This window comes from Terrabacter sp. NPDC000476 (assembly GCF_040300125.1).
In the GTDB taxonomy this organism is placed as follows: Bacteria; Actinomycetota; Actinomycetes; order Actinomycetales; family Dermatophilaceae; genus Terrabacter.
Genome location: NZ_JBEPDF010000002.1, coordinates 76,324 through 103,024 on the forward strand (window position 1 = coordinate 76,324; position 26,701 = coordinate 103,024).

Below are 26,701 nucleotides of genomic sequence, written 5' to 3' on the forward strand. Positions count from 1 at the left end.
CCGGGCGCGCACTCGTTAGGTTCGGGTGCATGAGCGAGCTGCGCACCCGCGACGTCGTCGAGTCCGACCTGCCCGCCGTCCTCACGATCCGCAGCCGCTCCTTCGGCCCGCTGGGCAGCGGGGGCGACACGTGGTGGCAGCGCGTCTCGGCAGAGACGCTCGGCGGACGGATGATCGCCGTCGTCGACGAGACCGACACGATCCTCGGCGCGGGACGCATCCGGCCGTTCGAGCAGGCCTGGGGCGGCCGCCACCTGCGCATGGGCGGCGTGGCCGGGGTCTACGTCGAACCGAGCGCGCGCGGCCGCGGCGTCGCCACCACGTTGACCCGCGCGCTCATCACGCGGATGGGCGAGCTCGGCGACGTCGTCTCGTGCCTCTTCCCGACGACCGCCACGCTCTACCGCCGGTCGGGCTACGAGATCGGCGGCACCCAGACCCGCAGCACGTATGCCGGCCACCACCTCCGCGCCCTCGGGGCCCTCGGCGCCCTCGGCGCCCTGCCGGGTGGCGACGCCACCGTGCGCAGCGCCACCCCGGACGACGCGGCCGCCCTCCACGCGCTCGCCCGCGAGGCCCAGACGCGGCATGCCGTGAGCGGGCCGATGCTGCCGTCGGCGGAGCGACTGGCCGACGAGCTCGGTCGCGGCGAGCTCACGAGCTACGTCGTCGACGACGGCTTCGTCGTCTACGACCTGTCGCAGGAGGCCCTCACGGTCGAGCAGCTCGTGGCCGGCTCCCCGGCGACGGCCGCGACCCTCTGGGGCGTCGTCGGTTCGGGCTCGTCGGCCACGCCCACCGTGCACACCTTCCTCGACCCGCGCGACCCCGTGGCGCTCGCCTTGGGCGGCCTCCCGGCGACCGAGGTGCGCCAGGTCCCGTGGATGGGCCGGGTCGTCGACCTCGCCGCAGCGGTCGCCGGCCGTGGTTTCGCGGCGCCCCTCGCGGTCTACGCGGAGCTCGTCGTCGACGACGCCGAGGCCCCGGCCAACGCCGGCGCCTGGCACCTCGAGGTGCGCGACGGCCGGGGCACCGCGACCCGCACCGGCGACCAGCCCGCCGGCTCGGCCCTGCACGTCGGGGCTCGCGGCCTCTCGGCGCTCTGGTGCGGCTGGTCGGTCTCGCGGCTCCGGCAGGCCGGGCTCGCGACGGGCGGCACCGCCGACGGGGACGCCGCGCTCGACGCCGTCTTCGCCTGCACCCCCTACATCACCGAGTACTTCTGAGCCCTCACCCCAGCGGGTCGAGGTGATACCTCGCTGCCCGGCCCGGCGGCACACCTCGACCGAGCGCCGACCCCGGCGGGTCGAGGTGGGACCTCGCTGCCCGGCCCGGCGGCATACCTCGAACGACCGCCGACCCCGGCGGGAACCTCACGCGTCAGGCGGAGGCTCGCTCCCGGACCTGCGGCTCGCGCACCGCCGGCAGCGCGAGCAGGGCGACGACGGCCATGGCCCCGACGACGAGCAGCGAGCGCAGGATGCCGACGTGGTCGCCGAGGAAGCCGAGCAGGGGCGGGCCCGCGAGGAACGCGGTGTAGCCGATCGTCGAGACGACGCTCATCCGGGCGGCCGCGCGCGCCGGGTCGTCGGCGGCCGCGCTCATGCCGACCGGGAAGCCCAGGCTCGCGCCGATGCCCCAGATCGCCGCACCGACGAAGGCGAGCACCGGGCCGCCGAAGACGACGAGCACGCAGCCGACGACGGCGGCGACGAAGAGGACCCGCAGCACGGGCACCCGGCCGCGGCTGTCGAGCACGCGGGTGCCGACGAGTCGGCCGGCCGTCATCGCGATGAGGAAGACGGCGAAGCCGACGACGCCGACCCAGCGCTCGAGGCCGTAGCCGTCGGCGAGCGCCACGCCGATCCAGTCGTTCGCGGTGCCCTCGGTGAAGGCGGCCGCCAGCACGACGACGCCGATGAGGAGCGTGCGGGGCTCGCGCCACGCCGAGGCGATGCCGGCCTTCTGCTTCACCTCGGCGCCGGACTCGTCGACCTCGACCGAGCGGGGCAGGAAGGCGCGGAGGAACCACGGCGTGATGCCGAGCACCATCACGACGACGCCGACGAGGTGGGCCGCGATCGAGACGTGCAGGGCCGAGAGCCCGGCGCCGATGAGCGCGCTGACGACGGTGCCGCCGCTGAAGGCCGCGTGGAAGCGGGGCATGATCGCCCGGCCGAGCAGCCGTTCGACCGAGGCGCCCTCGAGGTTCATGCCGACGTCGAAGACGCCGACCCCGATGCCGACGAGGAAGAGCCCGGCCATGACGACCGCGCGCTCGTGCACGACGTCGACGCCGATGCCGACCCCGACGAGGCCGACGCTCTGCACCGCGGCGGCACCGAGGAGCGTGCGGGCCGCGCCGAGGTGGTGGACGATCCACCCCGACAGGGGCAGGCCGAGCACCGACCCCAGCGACGCGGCGAGGAGCGTGACGCCGAGCTCGCCGGCGGAGAGGCCGAGCTCGTGCTTGAGGTCGGGAACCCTGGAGGCGAAGGCCGCGAAGGCCGCCCCGTTGACGGCGAAGGCCGTGAAGACGGCGTTGCGGGCGGTGCGGACGACGGGTGCCGGCGGGGCGCTGGCGGCGGCGGACATGCGACAAGCCTCTCAGGGTGACGATCAGGGTTCGAATCGATTCGACTCGAAACGTTTCGATAGCATGCCTCCCATGGTCGCCCACGGTCAAGCCCGCCCGACGCTCCGCGACGTCGCCGACCGCGCGGGCGTCTCGGTGTCGACCGCGTCGCTCGTCTTCAGCGGCAAGGGCCCGGTCGCGACCGCCACGGCCGAGCGCGTGCGCGCGGCCGCCGACGAGCTCGGCTTCACCGGCCCCAACCCGCTGGCCTCCTCGCTGCGCCAGGGCCGCGCCGGTGCCGTCGGCGTGCTCGTCGAGGGCCGGCTGCAGGCCGCCTTCCGCGACCCGTTCGCCGTCGCCGTGCTCGACGGGCTCGCCGAGGAGCTCGAGCGGGTGCCGACGGGCATGCTGCTCCTCGCCCAGCCCAGCGACGACGTCGAGGCCGTCGTGCCCCAGCTCGCCGGTCTCGCCCTCGACGCCGTCGTCTTCTCGCTCTGCGGGCCGGGCGACCACCCGGCCGTCGACCACCTGGCCGCGCGCGGCATCCCGATGTTCAGCACCGGCGTGCCCGCCGACCGCCGCGTGACCCAGGTGCGCATCGACGAGCGGGCCGCGTTCGCGGAGGTGTCGCGGCACGTGCGGGCCCTCGGGCACCGCCGGGTCGCGTCGGTCGCCATGCCGCTCGGCCCGATGGGCGAGCCCGGTCCGATCCGCGAGGAGCGCGTGCGCGAGGCGGACGTCCAGATCCCGAGCATCGGCCGGGTGCTCGGCTTCCGCGACGTCTTCGGCCCCGGCGCCCCGGTCGTGCAGACCGGCGACGGCTCGTCGGTCGAGGGCGGCATCGCCCTGGGCCGCGCCCTGCTCGACGTGCCGGCGGCCGAACGCCCGACGGCCATCGTCGCGCAGTCGGACGTCATCGCCGCCGGCGTCATCGTCGCGGCCGAGGAGCTCGGCCTGCAGGTGCCCGCGGACGTCAGCGTCACCGGCTTCGACGGGGTCGACCTGCCCTGGCTCCCGCACCGCATCACGACCATGGACCAGCAGGGTCGCGAGCGCGGGCGCCTCATCGGCACCCTCGTGCGGCGGCGCCTCGACGGCACCCGGCCACGGAGCACGAACTCCCCGGTGGCGCTCCGCGCGGGCACCACGACGGCCCCACCGCCCGAGGCCGGCTGACCGGGAAAAGGGACACCCCGCGTACCTGGAAGAGCTCTCCTACCCTTGCTGCATTCCTGCCCTGGGGGAGTTCGGAGAGGTACCACCACGCGGGGTGCCGACGGCCAGTGTATGCCGGGGCCCCGTCAGCCGGAAATCCGCCCGCACGAGTGACGGGAACGACGACGGCCCCCGGCGCGCTGGGCGCGACGGGGGCCGTCTCGGGCGGAGGATGGGGGATTTGAACCCCCGAGGGTTTTATCCCAACACGATTTCCAATCGTGCGCACTAGGCCACTATGCGAATCCTCCGTGGGGGAGGCTACCCGAGGCAGGCCCCGCCCAAGAAATCGGCGACCTGAGACCGGATTGCCGCGCGCCGACCGCGCCTGAAAGCATCCGGTCATGTCGCTCGCCGCACTTCACCGCCGCAACCTGCTCAAGGAGATCGACCTCACGCCGGAGGAGTTCCGGGCGCTGCTCGACCTCGCCGCCGACCTCAAGACCGCCAAGCGGGAGGGCCGGGAGGAGCGGCGCCTCGCCGGCAAGAACGTCGCGCTGCTCTTCGAGAAGACCTCGACGCGCACCCGCTGCGCCTTCGAGGTGGCCGCGGCCGACCAGGGCGCGAGCACGACCTACCTCGACCCGAGCGGCTCGCAGATGGGTCACAAGGAGTCGGCCAAGGACACCGCGCGCGTGCTCGGCCGCTTCTACGACGGCATCGAGTACCGCGGGTCTGGCCACGACGTCGTCGAGACGCTCGGCGCCCACGCCGGCGTGCCGGTCTGGAACGGCCTGACCGACGACTGGCACCCGACGCAGTCGCTCTGCGACGCGCTGACGATGCGCGAGCACGCGGGCAAGCCCGACGCGGAGATCGCGTACGCCTACGTCGGCGACTCGCGCTTCAACATGGGCAACTCGCTGCTCGTGACGGGCGCCATCCTCGGCATGGACGTGCGCATCGTCGCGCCGCGGTCGCTGTGGCCCGCCGACGACGTGGTGGCCGTCGCGAGGAGGTATGCCGCCGAGACCGGCGCGCGCGTCACGCTGACCGAGGACGTGGCGGAGGGGGTGCGTGGCGTCGACTTCGTGCACACCGACGTCTGGGTGTCGATGGGCGAGCCGGCCGAGGTCTGGGCCGAGCGGATCGCCCTGCTCATGCCCTACCAGGTCAACGCCGAGCTGCTCGCGCTGACCGGAAACCCCTCGGTGCGCTTCATGCACTGCCTCCCCGCCTTCCACGACCTCGAGACGAAGGTGGGCGTCGACGTGCACGAGCGCTTCGGGCTCAAGGAGCTCGAGGTGACCGACGACGTCTTCGAGTCGGACGCCTCGGTCGTCTTCGACCAGGCCGAGAACCGGATGCACACCATCAAGGCGCTCATGGTCGCCACGATGGTCCAGCTCTGACCCGGTCCCGCGTGGTGCGTTCGGTCCCGCGACCCGGCTCCGGTCCCGTGACATGTCGTGGGACCGGAGCCGCACGGCCGGACCGAGCACGACCCGGGGCGCGCGAGCGCCTCGAGGGGTCAGCCCTCGACGGTGATCGTCGGGCACTGGCGCAGCGTCTGGGTGGGCGTCGCCACCACCGGCACCTTGCCGAAGCTCTTCCAGGCCTGGCCGACGACGAGGTCGACCGTGTCGCCCTTGCGCTTGTCGTTGACGTAGACGGCCTGCGGCACGTGCGCCTTGAGCAGGCGCGCCGAGGCCGCACCCTCCGGACCGAACCGGATCTGAGCGACCTGCTTGACGCCGGCGTCCTTGGGGTCGTTGCCGATGGCCTTCACCGTGAAGCCGCGGGTGCGGGCACCCTTCGCGACCGCGGCCGCGAGACCGCTGCGGTTCGTCGAGTTGTAGACGTTGAGGCTGACGTCCGCCGGCCGCAGCGGGTCGACGGGCGGCACCGTCGTGCACGGGCCGGGCTGGGGCGTCGTGTCGCGGAAGTAGGTCGACGCGTAGTAGAACGCGCCGCCCAGGGCGAGCAGGACGATCGCGATGACAATCGTCGATCGGCGCTGACGGCGCACGCCGTAGCGGCGCTCGTCGGCGTCACCGGCGTTCGGCATCCGCCCTCCTTCGGTCGTGGGCAGCCACGGTGGCGCCGCCTCGTGTCAGGAGAGTACGAGGACTCGGGCGTGAAGGACAGGACGTTGCTGCAGCGCGGCGCGCAGGGCCCGGTGCAGGCCGTCCTCGAGGTAGAGCTCGCCCTCCCACTCCACGCAGTGCGGGAAGAGGTCGCCGTAGAAGGTCGAGTCGTCGGCGAGGAGGCCGCGCAGGTCGAGGGTGCTCTTCGTCGTGATGAGCTCGCCGAGCTGCACCACCCGGGGCGGCACGTTCGACCAGTCCTTCGTCGTCTCGAGCCCGTGGTCGGGATAGGGGCGGGAGTCTCCGACGGCCTTGAAAATCACCGGGTCAGCATAGACAGCCCGGGCAGGACGCCGCCGACTAGAGTCGAGCCGTGACCCAGAGCGCGGCATCACCGGAGAGCCCTGACAGCACGCAGATCGACGAGATCCGCGCGGGATACGCCTTCGCGGACGGGGGCGTGCTCAAGCTCGGCGCGGCCGTCGTCGACGGGGTGGCGCACGCCGACGCGCCCGTCCAGATCCCGCTCAGCGTGCTCAACCGGCACGGCCTCGTCGCCGGCGCCACCGGCACGGGCAAGACGAAGACCCTCCAGCTGATGGCCGAGCAGCTGTCCGACGCCGGGGTCCCCGTGTTCCTCGCCGACCTCAAGGGCGACCTCTCCGGGCTCGCGACGCCGGGCGAGGGCGGCGAGAAGATCACCGCCCGCGCGGCCGACGTCGGCATGCCGTGGACGGCGACGGCATACCCCACCGAGTTCTTCACGCTCGGCGGCAAGGGCGACGGCATCGCGATCCGCGCGACGATCACCGGCTTCGGCCCGACGCTCCTAAGCAAGGTCCTCGGCCTCAACGACACGCAGGAGAGCAGCCTCGGGCTGATCTTCCACTACGCCGACAAGAACGGCCTGGCGCTGCTCGACCTCAAGGACCTCCGCGCGGTCATCAGCCACCTGACGTCCGACGAGGGCAAGGCCGACCTCAAGGAGCTCGGCGGCCTCTCGAGCGCGACCGCCGGGGTCATCCTGCGCAACCTCATCACCTTCGAGGACCAGGGCGCCGGCGACTTCTTCGGCGAGCCCGAGTTCGAGACGAGCGACCTGCTGCGCACCGCGGCCGACGGGCGCGGCATCATCTCGTGCCTCGAGCTGCCGCAGGTGCAGGACCGCCCGCAGCTCTTCTCGACCTTCCTCATGTGGCTGCTCGCCGACCTCTTCCACGACCTGCCGGAGGAGGGTGACGTCGACAAGCCCAAGCTCGTCTTCTTCTTCGACGAGGCGCACCTGCTCTTCGACGACGCGAGCAAGGCGTTCCTGCAGGCCATCGAGCAGACGGTGCGCCTCATCCGCTCCAAGGGCGTCGGCGTCTTCTTCGTGACGCAGTCGCCCAAGGACGTGCCCGCCGGGGTGCTCGCCCAGCTCGGCAACCGCGTCCAGCACGCGCTTCGGGCCTTCACCCCCGACGACGCCAAGGCGCTCAAGCAGGCCATCGCGACCTACCCGCACACGGCCTACGACATGGAGAAGCTGCTGACGAGCCTCGGCATCGGCGAGGCCGTCGTGACGGTGCTCTCCGAGCGGGGCGTGCCCACGCCCGTCGCGTGGACGCGGATGAAGGCGCCCAACTCCCTCATGGACCCCTCCCCCACCCCGACGATGGATGCCGTCATCGGCGCCTCCGCGATCGCGGGCAAGTATGCCGCGGTCGTCGACCGCGAGTCCGCCTACGAGCTGCTCGCGCAGCGCCTGCAGGCGGTCCCGGCGACGCCGGCTCCCAGCGCCCCCGCGCCCGCCCCCGCTCCCGCCCCCAGCGCGCCGGCCCTGGAGCCCCGCGCGACGCGAGCGCCCAAGGAGGAGCCGGGCCTGCTCCAGCAGGTCGCGGGCAGCTCCGCCTTCCGCTCGATGCTGCGCTCGGCCGGCACGGTCATCGGCCGCGAGATCACCCGCAGCCTGTTCGGCACCCGCAAGCGCTGAGGCCGCTGCCCCACCCGGTCACCACCTTGGACAAGCCGCCGACGCGGTGACACGGGCGGGTACGCGACTGGTAGACGCGGTCACGACCGCTGGGCACGCACCGGTGCCCCTCGTGGCTGCCGGGACGGGACTGCCATGACGGACATGCCGAGCGAGCGCGACCTCGAGGACGTCGCGCGCTCCAGGGAGGCGCGCCTCCAGACGATCATCAACGACCTCGTCCGCGAGGGCGGTCGGTCGCAGCCCGAGGTCGTCGAGGCCCTGACCGCAGCCATCGAGAGCAACGGGCTCGGCACGCGGCCCGAGCCGTGGCTCGACGCGGTCGCCGACGAGATCGCGCAGGGCAACGCCTACGTCGTCTCCTCGCACGCCGCCCAGGTGACGGACGTGCCGCACCCCTCGACCGACACCCCCTCGGAGACGATCGACTGACCGGTCAGGCGTCGAGCTCGACGTCGTCGAGGTCGCCGTCGACGTCGGCGAAGTAGCTGATGATCCGGATGTCGGGCTCGTCGAGCACCTGAAGCACGAGCTGGCGCAGCTGGACGACCTCGCCGTTGGCGAGGCGGATCCGCTTCGTGCGCCCGCGGGTCGGGTCGGTGTCGTGCCGCTCCCACCACTCCACCGTCGCGGGGTTCGCGCGGAAGATCTCGTCGAGGATCCGCGTGAACGACGGGTCGTCGGGGTGGCGCGCGTACGCCTCGCGGAAGAGGGCGAGCTGGTCGGCCGCCTCCTGCTCCCAGTCGACGAAGAGGGTGCGCGCGGCGGGGTCGCAGCAGTAGAACCACAGGAGGTTGCGCTCCCGCTTGGCGCGCTTGCCCTCCCAGTCGGTGAAGAGCTGGCAGGCCGTGTGGTTCGCCCCGAGCACGTCCCACCTGGCACCGACGACGTAGGCCGGGTTGGGGTCGAGGGCGTCGAGCATCTCCTCGAGCTCCTCGGTGAGCTCCTCCTGGTCCGAGGGCCGGCGCGACGGCGTGCCGCTCGCGAGGGCGTGCAGGTGGGCGCGCGCGTCGGCGTTGAGCTTGAGCGCCCGGGCGAGGCCGTCGAGCACGCTCTTGCTCGGGCGCAGGTCACGGCCGCGCTCGATGATGTCGTAGTAGGCGACGGAGATGTCGGCCAGCTCGGCGACCTCCGTGCGGCTGAGCCCGACCCGGCGACGGCCCTTGGCGCGCTTGATGCCGACCTCCTCGGGGGCGAGCTCGTGGCGCCGGGCGCGCAGGAACTCACCGAGGGGCGAGGGCGTGCGCACGCTGAGGGGGACGTCCGTGGTCATGGCGCTCATCCTGCCAGTGCGGTGGCGGTCGGTGGCCGTGGCGGTGGACCCGTCGCGTTCGATGGAACGACGAAGGACCCGACGGTGAAGCATGTCGGGTCCTGCGTCGTTCTGGCGGTGGCGGTGGGATTTGAACCCACGGTGGAGTCACCCCCACACACGCTTTCGAGGCGTGCTCCTTAGGCCGCTCGGACACGCCACCGGGAGAGACCTTACCCGAGCCTGCGGCCCTCGAAGAAATCGACCAGCAGGGCCGCCGACTCCTCGGCGCGCACCCCCGCGACGACGTCGACGGCGTGCGTGGCGAGCCGGTCGCGCGTCAGGTCCCACACGGAGCCGCACGCCCCGGCCTTGGGGTCCCACGCGCCGAAGACGACCCGCTCGACCCGCGCCGCCATGGCCGCGCCGGCGCACATGACGCAGGGCTCCAGGGTCACGACGAGGGTGCACCCGTCGAGCCGCCACGTGCCCAGCCGGTCCGCCGCCTCGCGCAGGGCGACGACCTCGGCGTGCCCCGTCGGGTCGCCACGCTCCTCCCGCACGTTGTGGCCGCGCCCGACGACGCCGCCGTCGCGCGCGACGACGAGCGCGCCGACAGGCACGTCCTGCGAGCGCGCCGTGGCCGCCGCGAGGTCGAGGGCCTGCCCCATCCAGGCCGCATACGTCTCGGGCGTGGGCACGGCACGCTCGTCGGGGGAGTCGGATCGCTTCGCCACGCGATAAGTTTCCACCCATGGACGTCCATGTCGCAGACCACCCGCTCATCGCCCACAAGCTGACCTACCTGCGCGACAAGCGGACCGACAGCCCGACCTTCCGGCGCCTCGCCGAGGAGCTCGTGACGCTGCTGGCCTACGAGGCGACGCGCGACGTCCGCGTCGAGCCGTTCGAGATCGAGACGCCCGTCGCCCCGACGACGGGCATCAAGCTCTCGAACCCCAAGCCGATCATCGTCCCGATCCTCCGCGCCGGCCTCGGCATGCTCGACGGCATGGTCAAGCTGCTGCCGAGCGCCGAGGTGGGCTTCCTCGGGATGATCCGGAACGAGGAGACGCTCGAGGTCTCGACCTACGCCAACCGCCTCCCCGACGACCTCACCGACCGCCAGGTCTTCATCCTCGACCCGATGCTCGCCACGGGCGGCACGCTCGTCATGGCCATCGACTACCTGACGGCCAAGGGCGCGCGCGACATCACCGCCGTCTGCCTGCTCGCCGCCCCCGAGGGCATCAAACACCTCGAGGACGAGCTGGCCGACAGCGACATCCCCGTCAAGGTCGTGCTCGGCACCATCGACGAGAAGCTCAACGAGAAGGGCTACATCGTGCCCGGCCTCGGCGACGCGGGCGACCGCCTATACGGCGTCGTCTGAGCCGTCGGGGCGACCTTCTGCCCGCACGCCCCCGCCGTATGCCGTCCGCTCAGGGCAGCAGGTCGCCCCACTCGGCGTCGCGCGCCTCGCGGTAGCGCTCACCGGCCTTCTTCGACACCACCTCGCGACCGGCCGTGCCGTCGGGCCGGCACACCTGGAACTCGACGAACCCCTTGCGCTTCAGGGGATGGCGCAGGATGCGACCCGAACGGGGCTCGGGCGCAGGCGTGCCCGGGGCGACGGCGGCCACCCAGGAGAACTTCTCGTCCTCGTAGGACAGCTCGGCGCCCTTGAGCCGGCGGTGCTCGGCCGAGCGGTTGACGCGAGCCGCGAAGTGGCACCAGTCCCCTTGCGACAGAGGGCAGTCCGCCGAGTGCGGGCACGGGCCGACGAGGTGCCACCCGGCTGCCAGCAGGGCGTCCCGGGCTCGGATGACGCGGGCGTAGCCGTCCGGCGTCCCGGGCTCGACGACGACGACGCAGCCGCCACGCCGCATCGCGTCGGCGACCAGGGTCTGCTGCTCGCCCTCGTCGAGCTCGCTGAGCACGTAGGAGACGGTGACGAGGTCGACGTCGGCCTCGGGCCAGCGACCCGCGACGGCACGGGCGAAGCTCGCCGCGGCCAGCGCGGGAGCCGCGGCGCCCTCGACGAGCCGACGGCCGAGCGCGAGCGCGGCCTCCACCTGGTCGAGCACGGTGACGCGCTCCAGCTCGTCGAAGGCGCCGGCGGCCGCCCAGGCGGCCGCACCGGTGCCGCCACCGAGGTCGAACATGGTCCTGGGCGCGAGGCCACGGTCGGCCAGCTCGCCGAGCACCCGGCCCAGCGCGGCGTGGGTGGCCGGCATCCGGTAGGCGGCGTACGCCGCGACGTGCACGTCGGAGGCGAGGATCGGCGCGCCCGCCGGCGCGACGGAGCGGTACCGGCTGACGAGCACCTCGGTCGCGCGAGCCAGCTCGCGCTCGTCCACCCCGCGCGAGACCCGGGCCAGCGCGGCCCGGAGGTCGGCGGCATACGGCGGGGTTCGCGACACGCGACGGAGCGTAGCCGCTGTCCGGGCCGCCCACCCGCCCCGGACACGCGGGCGGGGGTGCGCGACCCCACCCGTCCCGTGCGGCACACTGGTCGCACACCTGTGCCACCAGGCCGTCCGCGCGGCCCGGCCCACCTTCCTCCAAGGAGCGACACCCCATGGGCCCCAAGGCCAAGAAGATCCTCCTGATCCTCGTGCTCGCGTTCTTCGTCTACGCCGTCTTCACCTCACCGGACAAGGCCGCGGACATCGTCAGCAACATCTGGGGTGTCATCGTCGACGGGTTCAACGCGATCCTGAGGTTCTTCAACTCGCTGCTCAACCGCTGACGGTCCCGGCCGACGCCATGGCAGCCCGACGCAGCCTCGAGGTCCCGACGGGGCTCGCGCCGATCATGCTGCCCGGGGAGCGCCTCGTCACCGCGGTGCGCGCCCACTGGACCAAGCTCGCCGAGCCGGTCGCGTCGCTGCTCGCGGGCTTCGTCGTGGCCGTCTGGGTCGACTCGAACGTCACGCGCTCGACGCAGACGATCGGCACCATCGTCTGGTGGCTCTTCTTCGTGCTGCTCGCGCGGCTCGTCTGGTGCGTCATCGACTGGAGCCAGCACTGGTTCGTCGCGACGGACAAGCGCCTGCTCCTGCGCTACGGCCTGATCAGCCACAAGGTGGCGATGATGCCGCTGCAGAAGGTGACGGACATGAGCTACGTCCGCTCCATCCCGGGGCAGTTCCTCGGCTACGGCAAGTTCGTCCTCGAGAGCGCCGGGCAGGACCAGGCCCTCCGCGAGATCAAGTGGGTGCCGGACCCCGACCAGACCTACCGGGACATCTGCGCGGAGATCTTCCACATCGAGCCGTCGAGCCGCCCCGCCGGCTCCGTGGGCTCGGGCGACTTCGGCGACCCCGAGGACTTCGACGACATCGGCGACATCGGGGGGCCGGGCGGGTCCGGCGGGTCCGGCGGGTCAGCCGGCCCCTCCGCCCCGCAGCCAGGCCCGGTCACGCGGTCCGGCGAGGGCTTCCCCGACGTGCACCGCACCCACAACCCGATCCAGGACCGCCTCGACTCGTACTCGCGGGCCGTGCCGGTCCAGCGGCCGACCCGGCCCGCCCGCGGGTCACGACAGCCGGGGCGGGACGTCCCCGAGGGCGAGACGGTCTACGAGAGCGACGACATCAAGCGCCGCCGGCGCGGCGCGGACACCGGCCCGATCTGGCCCCCGCCCCGAGACTGACCGGAGCGGGGCTCGCCGGGAGGCCCGTCCCCCGCTAGTTTGTGGTGATCCGCCCGTCACCGACCCGCTCGGAGGTCAGCATGAGCGTGTTCCGCACCAAGTCGATCGAGGCCTCGATGGCCTCGGCCGAGGACGCCGACCACAAGCTGAAGAGGACGTTGAGCGCGCTCGACCTCACCGTCTTCGGCATCGGCGTCATCATCGGCGCCGGTATCTTCACGCTGACCGGAAGGGCCGCGAAGGACTACGCCGGCCCGTCGATCGCGTTGTCGTTCGTCGTCGGCGCCATCGTCTGTGGCCTCGCCGCCCTCTGCTACGCGGAGTTCGCGTCGACCGTGCCGATCTCCGGCTCCGCCTACACCTTCTCCTACGCGACCCTCGGCGAGCTCGTCGCCTGGATCATCGGCTGGGACCTGCTGCTCGAGCTCATGCTCGGCGCGAGCGTGGTCGCGCAGGGGTGGTCGCAGTACTTCGTGACGCTCCTCGACCAGCTGGGCGTGACCTGGCCGGAATCGGTGGGGCCGGGGTCGGTCTTCGACCTGCCGGCCTTCCTGCTCATCGCCGCCCTGACGCTGCTCATCGCCAAGGGCATCAAGGAGTCGATGCGGGTCAACCTCGTGCTCGTCGGGGTCAAGCTCTTCATCGTGCTCTTCGTCATCTTCGCGGGCATCCAGTTCATCAACCGCGACAACTGGTCGCCCTTCATCCCGCCGTCGCAGCCGGGTGAGGCCGCGCAGGGCTTGACGACCCCGCTCCTGCAGGTGATCACCGGCATGACCCCGGCCACCTACGGCGTGCTCGGCATCATGGCCGGCGCGGCCATCGTCTTCTTCGCCTACATCGGCTTCGACGTCGTCGCCACGACGGCGGAGGAGGCGAAGAACCCGCAGCGCGACCTGCCCCGCGGCATCATCGGCTCGCTCGCCATCTGCACCGTCCTCTACGTGGCCGTGACGCTCGTCATCACCGGCATGCAGAACTACAAGGACATCGACCCGAAGGCCGCGCTCGCCACGGCGTTCACGAACGTCGGTCGTGACGGCTTCGCCACCCTGATCTCCGCCGGCGCGGTCGCCGGTCTGACGACCGTCGTCATGACGCTCATCATCGGCGCCACCCGCGTGACCTTCGCGATGAGCCGCGACCACCTCATCCCCGGCAGCCTCGGCCGCACGAGCGAGCGCACGGGCACCCCGATCAAGCTGACGCTCATCATCGGCACGGTCGTCGCCCTCATCGCCTCGTTGACGCCGATCGGCAAGCTCGAGGAGATGGTCAACATCGGCACGCTGACGGCGTTCATGCTCGTCTCGCTCGCCATCCCGATCCTGCGCAAGCGTCGCCCCGACCTCAAGCGGGCCTTCAAGGTGCCGGGCAACCCGGTCGTGCCCTACCTGTCGGCGCTCGCCTGCTTCTACCTCGTGCTCAACCTCTCCATCGAGACGTGGATCCGCTTCGTCGTGTGGATGGCGCTCGGCTTCGGCATCTACTTCCTCTACTCGCGCCACCACAGCAAGCTGGCGACCGGCGAGGAGGAGGAAGGCACCCGCGGCGCCCCCGAGGTGCTCAGCGAGCGCTGACCCACGCACGGCGTTCGAGGGTTCGAGCGTTCGAGCACGACGGTTCGAGCACGACGCAGCCCGCCCGTGACCTCACGGGCGGGCTGCGTGCGTCCCACGGGCTGCCCGCCGTTCCGCGCTGCGTGGTCTGTCCAGTCGCCGACGTACGGTTCCCGGTGCAGGGCGCCCCGGCGGTCCGGCTCGCACTGGCAGGGGCAGTCGTCCCGGCAGGCGAGCTCGAAGCAGCCGTCGAAGCAGCAGCACTCCGGCTCGGGGTCGAGGGCCCGACGGGCCTCCGCCTGCGCGACGCCCTGCCAGTACGCCGCCCGGCGGGCCTCGCGGAGCCCGCTGACGGTGGGGTGGTCGGCGGGAGTGCCGGTGATCGCCCGTCGACGGGCCCGGGACGGACGCTGGTGGTACCACCCCCGGGGCTCGGGAACGCCGCGCCGAGGGTGGACCCGGTCCGAGGGCGCGTCCACCGGAGGTCGCGCGTCGAGGTGGCCGGGGAACCGCCGGTCCGCGCGGTCGCGCAGGACGTCGACCGGGACCGGTGCGACCTCGGCCCCCGCACCGTCCAGCACGGCGAGCCGCAGGCCGGCCAGCGCGAGGATCGCCGAGAGCGTGCCGGTCTCGACCCGCGCCGCCCCTGACTCGAGGCGGCCGATCGCCGCGCGCGAGACCCCGAGCGCGTCCGCCAGCTCGCGCTGGCTCAGGTCTGCCAACCGACGCGCGCGGACGATGAAGCGGGCGCCGTCGAAGGCCTCGGCGCCCGCCCCACCGCCGACGTCCCCCGCCGGCTCCTGCCGCTGCGTGTCACCCACCGGTCCGCTCCCATCGGTCCACCGCGCCCGCCCCGTGCACACCGATCGTGACAGCCGCCGGTGACAGCCCTGGAGAGCCCGAGGTGAGCGCCGAGGTGAACGGCACGGTGACCGCCGAGGTGACCGCCGAGGTGAACGCGTGCCGGCCCGACCTGCTCCGAGAATCGGAGCAGGTCCCGATGGGAGAGCTCCCCCACCCTTCCGCCGCCGCTCGGGCCCGGCGTCAGAGCGCCTTGATGATGTCCTCGACGCGCTCCTTGGCGTCGCCGAAGAGCATGGCCGAGTTGTCCCGGAAGAAGAGCGGGTTCTGCACGCCCGCGTAGCCGGCGTTCATCGAGCGCTTGAACACGATGACGTCGTGGGCGTTCCAGACCTGCAGCACCGGCATGCCGGCGATGGGCGAGGTCGGGTCCTCCGCGGCGGCCGGGTTGACCGTGTCGTTGGCGCCGATGACGAGCACCACGTCGGTATCGGGGAAGTCGTCGTTGACCTCGTCCATCTCGAGCACGATGTCGTAGGGCACGCGGGCCTCGGCGAGCAGCACGTTCATGTGACCGGGCAGCCGGCCGGCGACCGGGTGGATGCCGAAGCGCACGTCGACGCCGCGCTCGCGCAGCTTCGCCGTCAGCTCGGCGACGGGGTACTGCGCCTGCGCGACCGCCATGCCGTAGCCGGGCGTGATGACGACCGAGGACGCGTTCTTGAGCAGCTCGGCCACCTCCGCGGCCGTCGTCTCCCGGTGCTCGCCGTAGTCGACGTCCGCGTCGCTCACGGTGCCGTCGGAGCCGAAGCCGCCCGCGATGACCGAGACGAACGAGCGGTTCATCGCCTGGCACATGATGTAGGAGAGGTAGGCACCCGAGGAGCCGACGAGGGCGCCCGTGACGATGAGCAGGTCGTTGCCGAGCATGAAGCCGGCCGCGGCCGCCGCCCAGCCCGAGTAGCTGTTGAGCATCGAGACCACGACGGGCATGTCGCCACCACCGATCGAGGCGACGAGGTGCCACCCGAAGGCCAGCGCGACCGCCGTCATGACCAGCAGGGGCACGATCGAGTGCGCGGCCACGAACCACACGAGCAGGCCCGCCGACACGAGCAGGGCGGCGAGGTTGAGCCAGTGCCGGGCCGGCAGCATGAGCGGCTTGCTCGAGATGCGCGCCGACAGCTTGAGGAACGCGACGATCGACCCGGTGAAGGTGACCGCGCCGATGAAGACCCCGAGGAAGATCTCGACGAGGTGCACCGCCTCCCCCTCGAGCCCGACGACCCCCGAGGTCGCGACGAAGGTGTTGAGGCCGACGAGCACCGCCGCCGCGCCGACGAACGAGTGGAGCATGGCGATGAGCTCGGGCATGCCGGTCATCTCGACCTTGCGGGCCCGGGCGATGCCGATGGCGGCCCCGATGGCCATGGCCACGGCGATGAGGACCCAGGCCGACCACGCCGCCCCGCGCAGCGACAGCCACAGGGTGGCCACGAGCGCGAGACCCATGCCCACCATGCCGAGCACGTTGCCGTCCCGGGCCGTCTCGTGCTTCGAGAGGCCGGCGAGGGACATGATGAAGAGCAGGGCCGCGACGATGTATGCCGCCGAGATGAGTGCGATGTCCATGTGCGCTCAGCCCTTCCGGAACATCGTCAGCATGCGGCGGGTCACGGTGAAGCCACCGAAGATGTTGATGCTCGCGAGAAGGGCCGCGACGAATCCCAGGACGAGGATGACGGAGCCCCTCGTCCCGCCCGTCGACGCGGCCGAGCCGATCTGGAGCAGGGCCCCGACAACGATGATGCCGCTGATCGCGTTCGTCACGGACATCAGCGGCGTGTGCAGGGCGTGGTGGACGTTGCCGATGACGTAGTAGCCGATGACGACCGCGAGCGCGAAGACGGTGAAGTGCCCGAGGAAGCTCGCCGGCGAGACGGCGGCGATGACGCCGAAGACGATCGCTCCGACGAGCATCGCGACGTACTTCCTTCGCGGGTCCTTCGGTGGCTCAGGCTCTTTGGCGGCCACCGGTTTCGCGCTCTGCACGGTCGGGGCGGCGCTGACCTGGATGGCGGGCGGGGGCCAGAGCAGCTCGCCGTCGCGCGCGACCGTCATGGTGCGCTGCACGACGTCGTCGAGGTCGAGGACGAGCCGGCCGTCCTTGCCGGGGGTGAGCAGCTTCATGAGGTTGACGAGGTTGGTGCCGTAGAGCTGCGACGCCTGCGTCGGCAGCCGGGACGCGAGGTCTGTGTAGCCGATGATCTTCACCCCGTTGGCGGTGACGACGAGCTCGTCGGCCACGGAGCCCTCGACGTTGCCGCCGTTGCTCGCGGCCATGTCGACGACGACCGAACCGGGCTTCATGGAGGCGACCATCTCGCCGGTGATCAGCCGCGGCGCCGGGCGCCCCGGGATGAGGGCCGTCGTGACGACGATGTCGACCTCGGGCGCCTGGGAGGCGTAGAGCTCGGCCGCGCGCCGGTTGTACTCCTCCCCCATCTCCTTGGCGTAGCCGTCGCTCGACCGGGCCGCCTCGTCGACCTCGGGCAGCTGCACGGCGAGGAACTCCGCACCCATCGACTCGACCTGCTCGGCGACCTCGGCGCGGGCGTCCGTCGCGCGCACCACCGCCCCGAGCGAGCGGGCCGTGCCGATGGCCGCGAGGCCCGCCACGCCGGCGCCGGCGACGAGGACGCGGGCAGGTGGCACCTTGCCGGCGGCCGTGACCTGCCCGGTGAAGAAGGACCCGAACTCGTGCGCGGCCTCGACGACGGCTCGGTAACCGGCGATGTTGGCCATCGACGAGAGCACGTCGAGCGACTGGGCGCGGCTGATGCGTGGCACCGCGTCCATCGCCATGGCCGTCACCCCGGCGGCCCGCAGCCTCTCGACCAGCTCGGGCGCGAGCGCCGGGGCGAGCAGGCAGACGAGCACCGCACCGGGCCGCAGCCGCGCGACCTCCTCGTCCGACGGCGCGGTGACCTTGTGCACGACGTCCGAGCCCCAGGCCTGCTCGGCGTCGACGACGTGGGCGCCGGCGGCGGCATACGCCTCGTCGGAGAAGCTCGCGCGCTCGCCCGCGCCGCGTTCGACGGCGACCTCGTAGCCGAGCCCGACGAGCTGCTCGACGGTCTTGGGCGTGGCGGCGACACGCGTCTCGCGGGCGCGGGTCTCACGGGGGACACCGATCTGCACGCTGGGCTCCTTCGCTCTCACGGTCGGGGGCACTTGGCTCCCGAACCTAGAGCACCACCTCGCCCTCCGGCAGTCCCTGCCGGTCACGTCACACAAATGACACGCAACCCGGCCCGTCCGTCTCTGATGGTGGGCAGCACGTCCCGCTCGGGACGGCCTCAGTGCGACGGTGCGCGGAGCCCGAGGCTGAAGAGCTCGGGCGGCGGCTTCTGGTCGGACTCGAGCCGGCGGTACGCGCTCGGGGTCGTGCCCACCTCCGCGAGGAACTGCCGGTTGAAGTTGGCCATGTTGTGGTAGCCGCTCATCTCGGCGATCTGCGCCACCGAGTCCTCCGTCGTGTCGAGCAGGCGGCGGGCGTAGGCGATCCGCAGCTTCTTGACCATGTTCGAGAAGGTCATGCCCGTGGCGTTCTTGAAGTACTTCGAGAACGTCGGCTCCGACATGAAGGCGAGGCGCGCCGCCGTGGACAGGCGGATGTCGCCCGTGAGGTTCTCGAGGATGTAGCTGAGCCCGGCCTCGCCCGCGTCCCGGGAGGCGGGGTCGGTGGGGCGGCCGACCCACTCGCTCGCCACCAGCTCGTAGTCGTCGGCCGGGGCGTGCGCGAAGAGGGCGAGCAGCTTGAAGAGGTGGCCGAGCTGCTCGACACCGTGGCTGTGCACGCAGGCGAGGATCGTCTCGGCCGCCCGCCACGCCGTCGCGCCGGAGAAGACGAGGCCGCGCGTCGAGCGCTGCAGCACCTCGGTCACCTCGGCGAGCTCGGGCAACAGCTCCATCGCGCCGCGGAGCCACTCGTCGCTGAACTGGATGACGGCGTCGCGGTCGACGGCGACCTGCCCGTCCGCGAGGTCGCTCACCCAGTCGTGCGGGAGGTTCGGGCCGAGCATGCTGACGTGCCCCGGCGCGAAGGTGCCGATGTGGTCGCCGGCGATGAAGCTGCCGCGCGTCTTGGTGATGAGGTGGATCTCGTACTCGGGGTGGTAGCCCCAGCCGCAGATCTCGCTCGGGAAGTCGTGCGTCAGCACGCGCACCGAGGCCTGCGGGTGGGGCGGGATGACCTCGCGCCGGATCGGCGCGCCCAGCTGGAGGGCGGAGGCGGGCGCACTGGTACTTGGCTCGCCCGGGGCGGCCGTTCCCCGTCCGGGCAGCTCACCCGATCGATACGAATTCATGCCGCCCCCCGCCGGTGTCGGACCTCGTCGTCGCCGACTCGTGCGTGACAGCCGCCGATGCGGTCGTGCCGGCCGAGCCTCCCGGAAAAATCGTATCAACGACAGCGTGCTCATGGTCCTTGTTGGCGCCACCGCCGCGTCATTACCGTTCCGGCAAGTTCCAGTCAAGGACGTCGTCGCCCGGGCTCGGGCCGTGGAACGAGAGTTTGCCTACCAAAGGAGTTAGGAATGCTTGCGAACAAGCGCGTGCTCGCGCTCGGGACGGGGGCTGTGGCGGTGGCCATGACGGTGACCGCCTGCTCGTCCGGCGCCGTGCAGTCGGGCAGCGGGTCGACCGGTGCGGCCGGCGGATCCGTCACCCTCAACCTGGCCACCGTCAACAACGGCCAGATGAAGGACATGGAGAAGCTCAAGACCGACTACGAGTCGGCGAACCCCGGCGTCAAGGTCAACTTCCAGGTCATGGAGGAGGGCGACCTCCGCGCCGCCGTCACGGCGGACGTCGCGAGCGGCGCCGGCCAGTACGACATCGTCACCATCGGCGCCTACGAGACGCCCCAGTGGGGGGCGAACGGCTGGCTCGTCGACCTCACCCCCGACCTCCAGTCGGACTCGTCCTACGACGTGGCCGACCTGCTGCCCCCGGTGCGTGACGTCAACACCTTCGACAACAAGCTCTTCGCCGTCCCGTTCTACGGCGAGTCCTCGATCCTCATGTACAACAAGGAGGTTCTCGACAAGGCCGGCGTCACCCTGTCGCAGAACCCGACCTGGCAGCAGGTCGCCGACGCGGCCAAGAAGGTGAACTCGGCCGACATGGCGGGCATCTGCATGCGCGGCAAGCCCGGCTGGGGCGACCTGTTCGCGCCGCTCACCACGGTCGTGCAGACCTTCGGCGGCAACTGGTACGACAAGGACTGGAACGCCACGGTCAACACCCCGGAGTGGAAGGAGGCCGTCGGGTTCTACAAGACGATGCTCGACACCTCCGGCGAGAAGGACCCGGTCTCGTACAGCTTCAACGAGTGCCTGACCGCGCTCAAGGAGGGCAAGGCCGCGATGTGGGCCGACGCCTCCGTGGCCGCCTCGATGCTCGAGGCCGCCGACTCGCCGGTCAAGGGCAAGATGGGCTACGCCCACATGCCCGTCGTCAAGACGAAGGAGTCGGGCTGGCTCTGGAGCTGGAACCTCGCGATCCCCGCGTCGACGAAGCAGAAGGACGCGGCGCTGAAGTTCGTCAAGTGGGCCACGAGCAAGGACTACATCAAGCTCGTCGGCACGAAGATCGGCTGGTCCAACGTGCCTCCGGGCTCGCGCACCTCGACGTACGAGCTGCCCGAGTACAAGGACGCCGCCAAGGCCTACGCGCCGATCACCCTCGACGTCATGAGCTCGGTGAACCCGAAGCAGCCGGGCGTCAACCCGCAGGGCTGGGTCGGCATCCAGTACGTCTCGATCCCCGAGTTCCAGGACGTCGGCAACCAGTGCGCCCAGCTCGTCGCTGACTACCTCGCCAACCGCGGCACCATCGACGACGCCCTCGGCAAGTGCCAGAGCATCGCCCAGGCCGCCGGCGACAAGCACAAGAACAAGTGACCTCCTCGTGACCCGTGGTGCCGGGGCCGGCCCGGACCGGCCCCGGCACCACCCTCCGCCCACCCGTAGCGCCCACCCGACGTCGCACGAGGGAGTGCCGACATGACGACCACCACGACCACACCGACCACACCGACCGAGCTCGAGAACGTCCAGGGGATCACGGCGACGGACAAGCGCCGCGTGCAGCGCAAGGAGCTCTGGCGCAACCGGGGCCTGCTGCTCCCGGCCGTCATCTTCCTCGTCCTGCTGACGCAGATCCCGTTCCTGACGACCATCGGGTTCTCCCTGACGAAGTGGAACCTGCTCTACCCGAACGACCGCGCCTTCGCGGGGTTCGACAACTACACGAGCGCGCTCACCTCGGGCGACCTGTGGCCCTCCATCGTGGCCACCGTGCTCATCACGGCGTTCTCGGTCACGCTCGCGGTGCTCTTCGGGCTCCTCTTCGCGGTGCTGCTCGACCGGAAGTTCCCCGGGCGGGCGCTGGCCCGGACGCTCATGATCACGCCGTTCCTCATCATGCCGGCGGCGGCCGCCCTCATCTGGAAGTACTCGATGTTCGACACGAACATCGGGATGCTCAACTGGCTCTTCCGGACCCTGCACCTGCCGGTCGTCTCGTGGAGCACCGAGCACCCGATGATGACGGTCGTCATCGTCCTGACGTGGCAGTTCACCCCGTTCATGATGCTCATCCTGCTGGCCGGCCTGCAGGGCCAGGACAAGGGCATCCTCGAGGCGGCCCAGGTCGACGGCGCCGGCCCCTGGCGCACCTTCACGTGGATCACGCTGCCCCACCTGCGGATGTACATCGAGATCGGCGTGCTGCTCGGCTCGGTCATCATCCTGCAGGTCTTCGACCCGATCGCCATTCTCACCAAGGGCACCGGCGGCACGAAGACCCTCGCCTACCTCCTCTACGAGCGGGCCTTCATCGGCCTCGACGTCGGGCAGGCAGCGGCATACGGCGTCGTGACCGTGCTGCTCACCATCATCGTCGCCACCATCGCGCTCAAGAGCGTCTTCAAGGTCTTCATGGCAGGAGGAAGCCGATGAACGGCTCGAACAGGTCGGCCCGCGCGGCCCTCACCACCCTCGTCACCTGGATCCTCGTCCTGGTCTTCTTCTTCCCCGTGCTCTGGATGTTCCTCAACGGGTTCAAGCCGGAGTCGCTCGCCTCGTCGATCAACCCCACGTTCTTCTTCAAGCCCGTCACCGAGGGCTACCAGCTCGCGATGGACCGCGGCATGGCCGGCTACCTGCAGAACTCGCTGACGGCGGCCGTCACCTCCACGGTCATCTCGGTGCTGCTCGCCATCCCCGCGGCGTACGCGTTGTCGATCCGCCGCGTCAAGAACGTCGAGAACTCGCTGTCGTTCTTCATCTCGACGCGCTTCATGCCGCTCGCCGCCATCGTGCTGCCGCTCTTCATGATCTTCAAGACGGTCGGCCTGCTCGACAACATCTACGTCCTCGCCGTCGTCTACGGCGCGATGAACCTGCCCGTGACCGTCTGGATGATGCGCTCGTTCCTGCTCGAGGTGCCGTTCGAGATCATCGAGGCGGCCCGGGTCGACGGCGCCGGCATGTTCCGCGAGATCGTGCGCATCGTGCTGCCGCTCGTACTGCCGGGGGTGGCGGCGGCCGCCCTCATCAGCTTCATCTTCGCCTGGAACGAGTACTTCCTCGCCCTGCTCCTCACGAGCTCGGCCGCTCGCACGACGCCGCCCTTCCTCGGCAGCTTCGTCGACGGGCGCGGCCAGTTCCTCGCCGTGCTCTCCGCCGCCGCGACGATCGCGGCCCTGCCGGTCATCGTCGCCGGCTGGGTGGCCCAGAAGCAGCTCGTCCGCGGCCTCTCGATGGGAGCGATCAAGTGACGGCGGGTTCCACCGACCACACGCGTGACCTCACCGACACGGTCGTCGCGGTCACCGGCGCCGGCGGCGCGATCGGCGGCGCGATCGCCCGCCTCGTGCTCGAGGCCGGTGGCCGGGTCGTGGCCGGCGACGTGCGCGCCGAGGCGCTCGCGGGTCTGCGGGCCGACTGGGGCGAGGACCGCCTCGCCCTCGCCGTCGGCGACGTGCGGGAGGAGTCGACCGCCGACGAGCTCGTGGCGACCGCGGTGCGCTCCTTCGGCCGGCTCGACTCCGTCGTGGCCAACGCGGCGGTCGGCTTCTACGGCGGCGTGCTCGACTACTCCTCGGACGAGGTGTCGCTCATGGTCGACGTCAACGTCAAGGGCACGGTGTGGCTGGCCCGCGCGGCCGTGCGCCGGTTCCGCGAGCAGGGCGGGGGCGGGGACCTCGTCATCATCGGGTCCGTCGCCGGACTGCTCATCGGCGGGGGCAAGGAGGCCGTGTACGCCGCGACCAAGGCCGCGCAGATCAACCTCGGCTACGCCCTCGACCGCGAGCTGCGGTCCGAGCTGATCCGCACGACGACCATCGCCCCGGCCGGCGTCAACACCCCCTTCGCGGCGGCCGACGGGCGCTTCGGCGACCGGGACCCGGCCGACGGCGACTTCATGGAGCCGGGCGACATCGCCCGGGCCGTCGGCTACACGCTGACCCAGCCGAGACGCATGCGCACGGAGCTGTGGACGATGTGGAGCATGTCCGAGGCCCACTGAAGCCACCCCACCCGTCGCCGCGCCCCCTCGAGACACCTGGAGGACCCATGTCCAGCACGCCCCCTTCCGCCCCCTCGGCCCTGCCGGTCCGCCTCACCGCCGGCAACCTCGCCGCCCTGCCGCCCGGGGTGGGGCGACCGGCATACGACCGCGGCGCCGTGACGGCCAGCATCGTGCACTTCGGTGTGGGCGGCTTCCACCGCGCGCACCAGGCGATGTACCTCGACCGGCTCATGAACGCCGGCCACGGGCTCGACTGGGGCATCTGCGGCGTGGGCGCGCTCCCCCAGGACCGGCGGATCGTCGACACGCTGACGTCCCAGGACGGCCTCTACACCCTCGTGGTCAAGCACCCCGACGGCCACCGGGAGGCCCGGGTCGTCGGCAGCATCGTCGAGATGCTCTTCGCCCCCGACGACCCGCAGGCGGTCGTGGACCGGCTCGCCGACCCCCGCACCCGCATCGTGTCGCTGACGATCACCGAGGGCGGCTACCTCGTCAACCAGGTGACGGGCGAGTTCGACGCCACCGACCCCGCCATCGTGGCCGACCTCGAGCCGGGCGCCACCCCCCGCACCGTGTTCGGCTACGTCGTCGCGGGCCTCGCGGCCCGCCGCGCCGCGGGCGAGGAGCCGTTCACCGTCATGTCGTGCGACAACCTGCCCGGCAACGGTGACGTCGCGCGACGGATGATGACCGCCTTCGCGCGGCTCGCGGACCCGGGCCTCGCCGACTGGATGGACGAGCACGTGTCGTTCCCGAACGCCATGGTCGACCGGATCACCCCGGTCACCGCACAGGACGACATCGACCGGCTCGCAACGGAGTTCGGCGTCGAGGACGGCTGGCCGGTCGTGTGCGAGCCGTTCACCCAGTGGGTGCTCGAGGACCACTTCACCGACGGACGTCCGCCGCTCGAGGAGTCGGGGGTGCAGCTCGTCGACGACGTCGTGCCCTACGAGCTGATGAAGCTGCGCCTGCTCAACGCCAGCCACCAGGCGCTGTGCTACCTCGGCTACCTCGCCGGCTACCGCTACGCGCACGAGGTGTGCCAGGACCCGCTCTTCGTCGACTTCCTCCTCGGCTACATGGAGCACGAGGGCAGCCCGACCCTGCCCGAGGTGCCCGGCGTTGACCTCGACGCGTACCGCCACGAGCTCATCGCGCGCTTCGCCAACCCGGAGGTGCGCGACACGCTCGCGCGCCTTTGCGCCGAGAGCTCCGACCGGATCCCCAAGTGGCTCGTGCCCGTCATCGTGCGCAACCTCGAGACCGGCGGGGACGTCGAGCGCTCGGCGCTCGTCGTGGCCTCCTGGGCCCGCTACGCGGAGGGCGTCGACGAGCAGGGCGAGCCGATCGAGGTCGTCGACCGCATCAAGGACCGCGTCATGGCGGCCGCCTCGCGGCAGCGTCAGGACCCACTGGCCTTCCTGCGGGACCGCGACCTCTTCGGCGGCCTCGCCGACGACGCACGGTTCACCGCGGCCTACACGGAGGCGCTCGCGGCCCTGCACGACCAGGGCGCTCGCGCGACGCTGCAGAGCTGGAGCAGCAAGGTCGGCGCATGACCGACGGCCGCACCCTCGTCGCCGGGGTCGACAGCTCCACGCAGTCGAGCAAGGTCGTCGTCTGCGACGCCGACACGGGCGAGGTCGTGCGGACCTCCCGCGCGCCCCACCCCGACGGCACCGAGGTGCACCCGGACCGTTGGTGGGACGCCTACGTCGAGGCGACCGGCGACGGGGTCCTCGACGGGGTCGCGGCGCTCGCCGTCGGCGGCCAGCAGCACGGGATGGTGACGCTCGACGAGGACGACGTCGTCGTGCGCGACGCCCTCCTGTGGAACGACACCCGCAGCGCCGACGCCGCCCGCGACCTCGTGGACGAGCTCGGCGGCGTGGCGGCGTGGGTGGATGCCGTGGGCAGCGTTCCGGTGGCGAGCTTCACCGTGACCAAGCTGCGCTGGCTCGCCGAGCACGAGCCCGACGCCGCGCGACGGGTCGCCCGCGTCGTGCTGCCGCACGACTGGCTGACCGGACGCATCCTCAAGCAGGGCAAGGGATTCGAGCGGTGGAGCACTGACCGCGGCGATGCCTCGGGCACGGGCTACTGGTCCGCCTCGACCAACGACTACCGCCTCGACCTACTCGAGCGGTCGCTCGGGCGCGTCGTCGACGTGCCCGAGGTGCTCTCGCCCGCGGCGGCAGCAGGGCGCACGGCCGACGGCGTCCTCGTCGCCGCCGGCACCGGTGACAACATGGGTGCGGCCCTGGGCCTGACGACCGCCCCCGGCGACGTCGTCGTCTCGCTCGGCACGAGCGGCACGGTGTTCACCCGCAGCGAGGCGCCGATCCGCGACGAGAGCGGCGCCGTCGCCGGCTTCGCCGACGCGACCGGCCACCACCTGCCCCTCATGTGCACCCTCAACGCGGCGCGGGTGCTCGGCGCGGCCGCGGCCCTGCTCGGGGTCGACCTGGCCGAGCTCGACCGCCTCGCCCTGCAGGCTCGCCCGGGCGCGGACGGCCTGACGCTGCTGCCCTATCTCGACGGCGAGCGCACCCCCGACCTTCCGGACACCACCGGCACCCTCGGCGGGCTCACCCGCGCGAACGCCACCCCGGAGAACCTCGCCCGGGCAGCCGTCGAGGGGATGCTCTGCAACCTCGTCGCCGGCGTCGACGCCCTGCGCGACCACGGCGTGCGCGTCGACCGGGTGCTGCTCATCGGCGGGGCCTCCGCGTCGCGAGCCGTCCGGGAGCTCGCACCCGGCCTCTTCCGCGCACCCGTGGCCGTGCCCGCGCCCGGCGAGTACGTCGGCATCGGGGCGGCCCGGCAGGCGGCGTGGGCCCTCTCGGGTGCGGCCGAGCCGCCCACCTGGCAGGCCGGGATCGAGGCCGAGCACGAGGTCGCGCCGGGATCCGAGCAGGAGCAGGAGGAGGTCGTCGCGCGCTACCGCGACCTGCTCGCGCGCACGCACGGCCGCTGACGACCGACGCGGGCGCGGGACGGGCGCGGAACGGGCGCGGGGCGGGCGCGGCTGCGTGC

The 26,701-nt window shown here is 71.9% G+C and carries 25 protein-coding genes, 2 tRNA genes and 1 other RNA gene; 15 read left to right on the forward strand and 13 right to left on the reverse strand.

All coding sequences use genetic code 11. The annotated features are described in order from the left end of the window. Positions 1-29: 29 nt before the first annotated feature. A complete protein-coding gene (locus ABT295_RS12785) occupies positions 30-1,226 on the forward strand; it encodes a GNAT family N-acetyltransferase (protein WP_352394796.1) in 1,197 nt (398 codons plus the stop codon). A gap of 154 nt (positions 1,227-1,380) precedes the next feature. Here the strand turns inward: ABT295_RS12785 and ABT295_RS12790 are convergent, their stop codons facing one another. Next, complete coding sequence (locus ABT295_RS12790) at positions 1,381-2,595, reverse strand: MFS transporter (protein WP_352394797.1); 1,215 nt, start codon at positions 2,593-2,595, stop codon at positions 1,381-1,383. 73 nt (positions 2,596-2,668) lie between these two features. Here ABT295_RS12790 and ABT295_RS12795 point away from each other — a divergent pair, with 73 nt between their 5' ends. Then, entirely contained in the window at positions 2,669-3,751 is a 1,083-nt protein-coding gene (locus tag ABT295_RS12795) for a LacI family DNA-binding transcriptional regulator (RefSeq protein WP_352394798.1), read from the forward strand. A 5-nt stretch (positions 3,752-3,756) separates the two neighbouring features. Here ABT295_RS12795 and ffs read toward each other — a convergent pair. Both ffs and ABT295_RS12805 read right to left on the reverse strand, forming a co-directional pair. After that, positions 3,757-3,853, reverse strand: an RNA gene (gene ffs / locus ABT295_RS12800) — signal recognition particle sRNA small type. Positions 3,854-3,956: 103 nt separating this feature from the next. Then, positions 3,957-4,041 (reverse strand) — tRNA-Ser (locus ABT295_RS12805). A 93-nt stretch (positions 4,042-4,134) separates the two neighbouring features. On the opposite strand from ABT295_RS12805, the gene argF reads away from it, so the two are divergent. After that, positions 4,135-5,142, forward strand: a complete 1,008-nt coding sequence (gene argF / locus ABT295_RS12810) for an ornithine carbamoyltransferase (RefSeq protein WP_352394799.1) — start codon at positions 4,135-4,137, stop codon at positions 5,140-5,142. A 119-nt stretch (positions 5,143-5,261) separates the two neighbouring features. Here the strand turns inward: argF and ABT295_RS12815 are convergent, their stop codons facing one another. Beyond that, a complete protein-coding gene (locus ABT295_RS12815) occupies positions 5,262-5,798 on the reverse strand; it encodes a LytR C-terminal domain-containing protein (protein ID WP_352394800.1) in 537 nt (178 codons plus the stop codon). A gap of 45 nt (positions 5,799-5,843) precedes the next feature. Beyond that, positions 5,844-6,140, reverse strand: coding sequence for a type II toxin-antitoxin system VapB family antitoxin (locus tag ABT295_RS12820; protein WP_020145941.1), 297 nt, complete (start codon positions 6,138-6,140; stop codon positions 5,844-5,846). 50 nt (positions 6,141-6,190) lie between these two features. Between ABT295_RS12820 and ABT295_RS12825 the strand changes: the two genes are divergently transcribed. Together ABT295_RS12825 and ABT295_RS12830 are read left to right on the forward strand one after the other, a co-directional pair. Continuing rightward, complete coding sequence (locus ABT295_RS12825; protein WP_352394801.1) at positions 6,191-7,789, forward strand: helicase HerA-like domain-containing protein; 1,599 nt, start codon at positions 6,191-6,193, stop codon at positions 7,787-7,789. Positions 7,790-7,924: 135 nt separating this feature from the next. After that, entirely contained in the window at positions 7,925-8,221 is a 297-nt protein-coding gene (locus tag ABT295_RS12830) for a hypothetical protein (RefSeq protein WP_352394802.1), read from the forward strand. A 4-nt stretch (positions 8,222-8,225) separates the two neighbouring features. Here ABT295_RS12830 and ABT295_RS12835 read toward each other — a convergent pair whose 3' ends face one another. The 3 genes from ABT295_RS12835 to ABT295_RS12845 all read right to left on the reverse strand — a co-directional run bounded on the left by ABT295_RS12835 (position 8,226) and on the right by ABT295_RS12845 (position 9,778). After that, positions 8,226-9,062 (reverse strand): helix-turn-helix transcriptional regulator, encoded by an 837-nt coding sequence (locus tag ABT295_RS12835; protein WP_352394803.1) that lies wholly within the window; start codon positions 9,060-9,062, stop codon positions 8,226-8,228. A gap of 112 nt (positions 9,063-9,174) precedes the next feature. Next, positions 9,175-9,264: transfer RNA gene (locus ABT295_RS12840), tRNA-Ser, on the reverse strand. Between the two features lie 10 nt (positions 9,265-9,274). After that, a complete protein-coding gene (locus ABT295_RS12845) occupies positions 9,275-9,778 on the reverse strand; it encodes a nucleoside deaminase (protein ID WP_352394804.1) in 504 nt (167 codons plus the stop codon). A gap of 17 nt (positions 9,779-9,795) precedes the next feature. Here ABT295_RS12845 and upp point away from each other — a divergent pair, with 17 nt between their 5' ends. Further along, on the forward strand, positions 9,796-10,434 hold the full coding sequence (gene upp, locus ABT295_RS12850; RefSeq protein ID WP_345508044.1) for a uracil phosphoribosyltransferase: 639 nt from the start codon (positions 9,796-9,798) through the stop codon (positions 10,432-10,434). Between the two features lie 49 nt (positions 10,435-10,483). Here upp and ABT295_RS12855 read toward each other — a convergent pair whose 3' ends face one another. Further along, positions 10,484-11,464 (reverse strand): small ribosomal subunit Rsm22 family protein, encoded by a 981-nt coding sequence (locus ABT295_RS12855; protein WP_352394805.1) that lies wholly within the window; start codon positions 11,462-11,464, stop codon positions 10,484-10,486. 158 nt (positions 11,465-11,622) lie between these two features. On the opposite strand from ABT295_RS12855, the gene ABT295_RS12860 reads away from it, so the two are divergent. The 3 genes from ABT295_RS12860 (at position 11,623) to ABT295_RS12870 (ending at position 14,278) form a co-directional block, all read left to right on the forward strand. Continuing rightward, positions 11,623-11,793, forward strand: a complete 171-nt coding sequence (locus ABT295_RS12860) for a hypothetical protein (RefSeq protein ID WP_352394806.1) — start codon at positions 11,623-11,625, stop codon at positions 11,791-11,793. Positions 11,794-11,810: 17 nt separating this feature from the next. Then, a complete protein-coding gene (locus tag ABT295_RS12865; RefSeq protein WP_352394807.1) occupies positions 11,811-12,698 on the forward strand; it encodes a PH domain-containing protein in 888 nt (295 codons plus the stop codon). Between the two features lie 80 nt (positions 12,699-12,778). Further along, the gene (locus ABT295_RS12870) at positions 12,779-14,278 is read left to right on the forward strand and encodes an amino acid permease (RefSeq protein ID WP_352394808.1); all 1,500 of its coding nucleotides are present in this window, start codon (positions 12,779-12,781) and stop codon (positions 14,276-14,278) included. Here ABT295_RS12870 and ABT295_RS12875 read toward each other — a convergent pair. The 4 genes from ABT295_RS12875 to ABT295_RS12890 form a co-directional block, all read right to left on the reverse strand. Then, entirely contained in the window at positions 14,194-15,078 is an 885-nt protein-coding gene (locus tag ABT295_RS12875) for a helix-turn-helix domain-containing protein (RefSeq protein ID WP_352394809.1), read from the reverse strand. The two genes, ABT295_RS12870 and ABT295_RS12875, sit on opposite strands and share 85 nt — an antisense overlap. 223 nt (positions 15,079-15,301) lie before the next feature. Continuing rightward, the gene (gene pntB / locus ABT295_RS12880; RefSeq protein WP_352394810.1) at positions 15,302-16,690 is read right to left on the reverse strand and encodes a Re/Si-specific NAD(P)(+) transhydrogenase subunit beta; all 1,389 of its coding nucleotides are present in this window, start codon (positions 16,688-16,690) and stop codon (positions 15,302-15,304) included. Positions 16,691-16,696: 6 nt separating this feature from the next. Further along, positions 16,697-18,259, reverse strand: a complete 1,563-nt coding sequence (locus ABT295_RS12885; protein ID WP_352394811.1) for a Re/Si-specific NAD(P)(+) transhydrogenase subunit alpha — start codon at positions 18,257-18,259, stop codon at positions 16,697-16,699. Positions 18,260-18,417: 158 nt separating this feature from the next. Continuing rightward, positions 18,418-19,428 (reverse strand): helix-turn-helix domain-containing protein, encoded by a 1,011-nt coding sequence (locus tag ABT295_RS12890; RefSeq protein ID WP_352394812.1) that lies wholly within the window; start codon positions 19,426-19,428, stop codon positions 18,418-18,420. 228 nt (positions 19,429-19,656) lie between these two features. On the opposite strand from ABT295_RS12890, the gene ABT295_RS12895 reads away from it, so the two are divergent. From ABT295_RS12895 to xylB, 6 genes are all read left to right on the forward strand, one after another. Next, a complete protein-coding gene (locus ABT295_RS12895) occupies positions 19,657-21,024 on the forward strand; it encodes an ABC transporter substrate-binding protein (RefSeq protein WP_352394813.1) in 1,368 nt (455 codons plus the stop codon). 102 nt (positions 21,025-21,126) lie between these two features. Beyond that, the gene (locus ABT295_RS12900) at positions 21,127-22,083 is read left to right on the forward strand and encodes a carbohydrate ABC transporter permease (protein WP_352394814.1); all 957 of its coding nucleotides are present in this window, start codon (positions 21,127-21,129) and stop codon (positions 22,081-22,083) included. Next, on the forward strand, positions 22,080-22,904 hold the full coding sequence (locus ABT295_RS12905; RefSeq protein WP_352394815.1) for a carbohydrate ABC transporter permease: 825 nt from the start codon (positions 22,080-22,082) through the stop codon (positions 22,902-22,904). Before ABT295_RS12900 ends, ABT295_RS12905 begins: the two co-directional genes overlap by 4 nt. Continuing rightward, complete coding sequence (locus ABT295_RS12910; protein WP_352394816.1) at positions 22,901-23,656, forward strand: SDR family oxidoreductase; 756 nt, start codon at positions 22,901-22,903, stop codon at positions 23,654-23,656. Before ABT295_RS12905 ends, ABT295_RS12910 begins: the two co-directional genes overlap by 4 nt. Before the next feature lie 47 nt (positions 23,657-23,703). Continuing rightward, positions 23,704-25,224, forward strand: a complete 1,521-nt coding sequence (locus ABT295_RS12915; RefSeq protein WP_352394817.1) for a mannitol dehydrogenase family protein — start codon at positions 23,704-23,706, stop codon at positions 25,222-25,224. Beyond that, positions 25,221-26,642, forward strand: a complete 1,422-nt coding sequence (gene xylB / locus ABT295_RS12920; protein WP_352394818.1) for a xylulokinase — start codon at positions 25,221-25,223, stop codon at positions 26,640-26,642. The genes ABT295_RS12915 and xylB overlap by 4 nt, the downstream gene beginning before the upstream one ends. Positions 26,643-26,701 lie beyond the last annotated feature (59 nt).

Excerpts from the sequence above, each read along its gene's own strand:
- ABT295_RS12790 (WP_352394797.1), bottom strand. The coding sequence starts at position 2,595 with ATGTCCGCCGCCGCCAGCGCCCCGCCGGCACCCGTCGTCCGCACCGCC.
- ABT295_RS12830 (WP_352394802.1), top strand. The coding sequence starts at position 7,925 with ATGACGGACATGCCGAGCGAGCGCGACCTCGAGGACGTCGCGCGCTCC.
- ABT295_RS12895 (WP_352394813.1), top strand. The coding sequence starts at position 19,657 with ATGCTTGCGAACAAGCGCGTGCTCGCGCTCGGGACGGGGGCTGTGGCG.
- argF (WP_352394799.1), top strand. The coding sequence starts at position 4,135 with ATGTCGCTCGCCGCACTTCACCGCCGCAACCTGCTCAAGGAGATCGAC.
- ABT295_RS12870 (WP_352394808.1), top strand. The coding sequence starts at position 12,779 with ATGAGCGTGTTCCGCACCAAGTCGATCGAGGCCTCGATGGCCTCGGCC.
- upp (WP_345508044.1), top strand. The coding sequence starts at position 9,796 with ATGGACGTCCATGTCGCAGACCACCCGCTCATCGCCCACAAGCTGACC.
- ABT295_RS12905 (WP_352394815.1), top strand. The coding sequence starts at position 22,080 with ATGAACGGCTCGAACAGGTCGGCCCGCGCGGCCCTCACCACCCTCGTC.
- pntB (WP_352394810.1), bottom strand. The coding sequence starts at position 16,690 with ATGGACATCGCACTCATCTCGGCGGCATACATCGTCGCGGCCCTGCTC.
- ABT295_RS12865 (WP_352394807.1), top strand. The coding sequence starts at position 11,811 with ATGGCAGCCCGACGCAGCCTCGAGGTCCCGACGGGGCTCGCGCCGATC.
- ABT295_RS12795 (WP_352394798.1), top strand. The coding sequence starts at position 2,669 with ATGGTCGCCCACGGTCAAGCCCGCCCGACGCTCCGCGACGTCGCCGAC.
- ABT295_RS12900 (WP_352394814.1), top strand. The coding sequence starts at position 21,127 with ATGACGACCACCACGACCACACCGACCACACCGACCGAGCTCGAGAAC.
- ABT295_RS12785 (WP_352394796.1), top strand. The coding sequence starts at position 30 with ATGAGCGAGCTGCGCACCCGCGACGTCGTCGAGTCCGACCTGCCCGCC.
- ABT295_RS12860 (WP_352394806.1), top strand. The coding sequence starts at position 11,623 with ATGGGCCCCAAGGCCAAGAAGATCCTCCTGATCCTCGTGCTCGCGTTC.
- ABT295_RS12890 (WP_352394812.1), bottom strand. The coding sequence starts at position 19,428 with ATGAATTCGTATCGATCGGGTGAGCTGCCCGGACGGGGAACGGCCGCC.
- ABT295_RS12915 (WP_352394817.1), top strand. The coding sequence starts at position 23,704 with ATGTCCAGCACGCCCCCTTCCGCCCCCTCGGCCCTGCCGGTCCGCCTC.
- xylB (WP_352394818.1), top strand. The coding sequence starts at position 25,221 with ATGACCGACGGCCGCACCCTCGTCGCCGGGGTCGACAGCTCCACGCAG.
- ABT295_RS12815 (WP_352394800.1), bottom strand. The coding sequence starts at position 5,798 with ATGCCGAACGCCGGTGACGCCGACGAGCGCCGCTACGGCGTGCGCCGT.
- ABT295_RS12835 (WP_352394803.1), bottom strand. The coding sequence starts at position 9,062 with ATGACCACGGACGTCCCCCTCAGCGTGCGCACGCCCTCGCCCCTCGGT.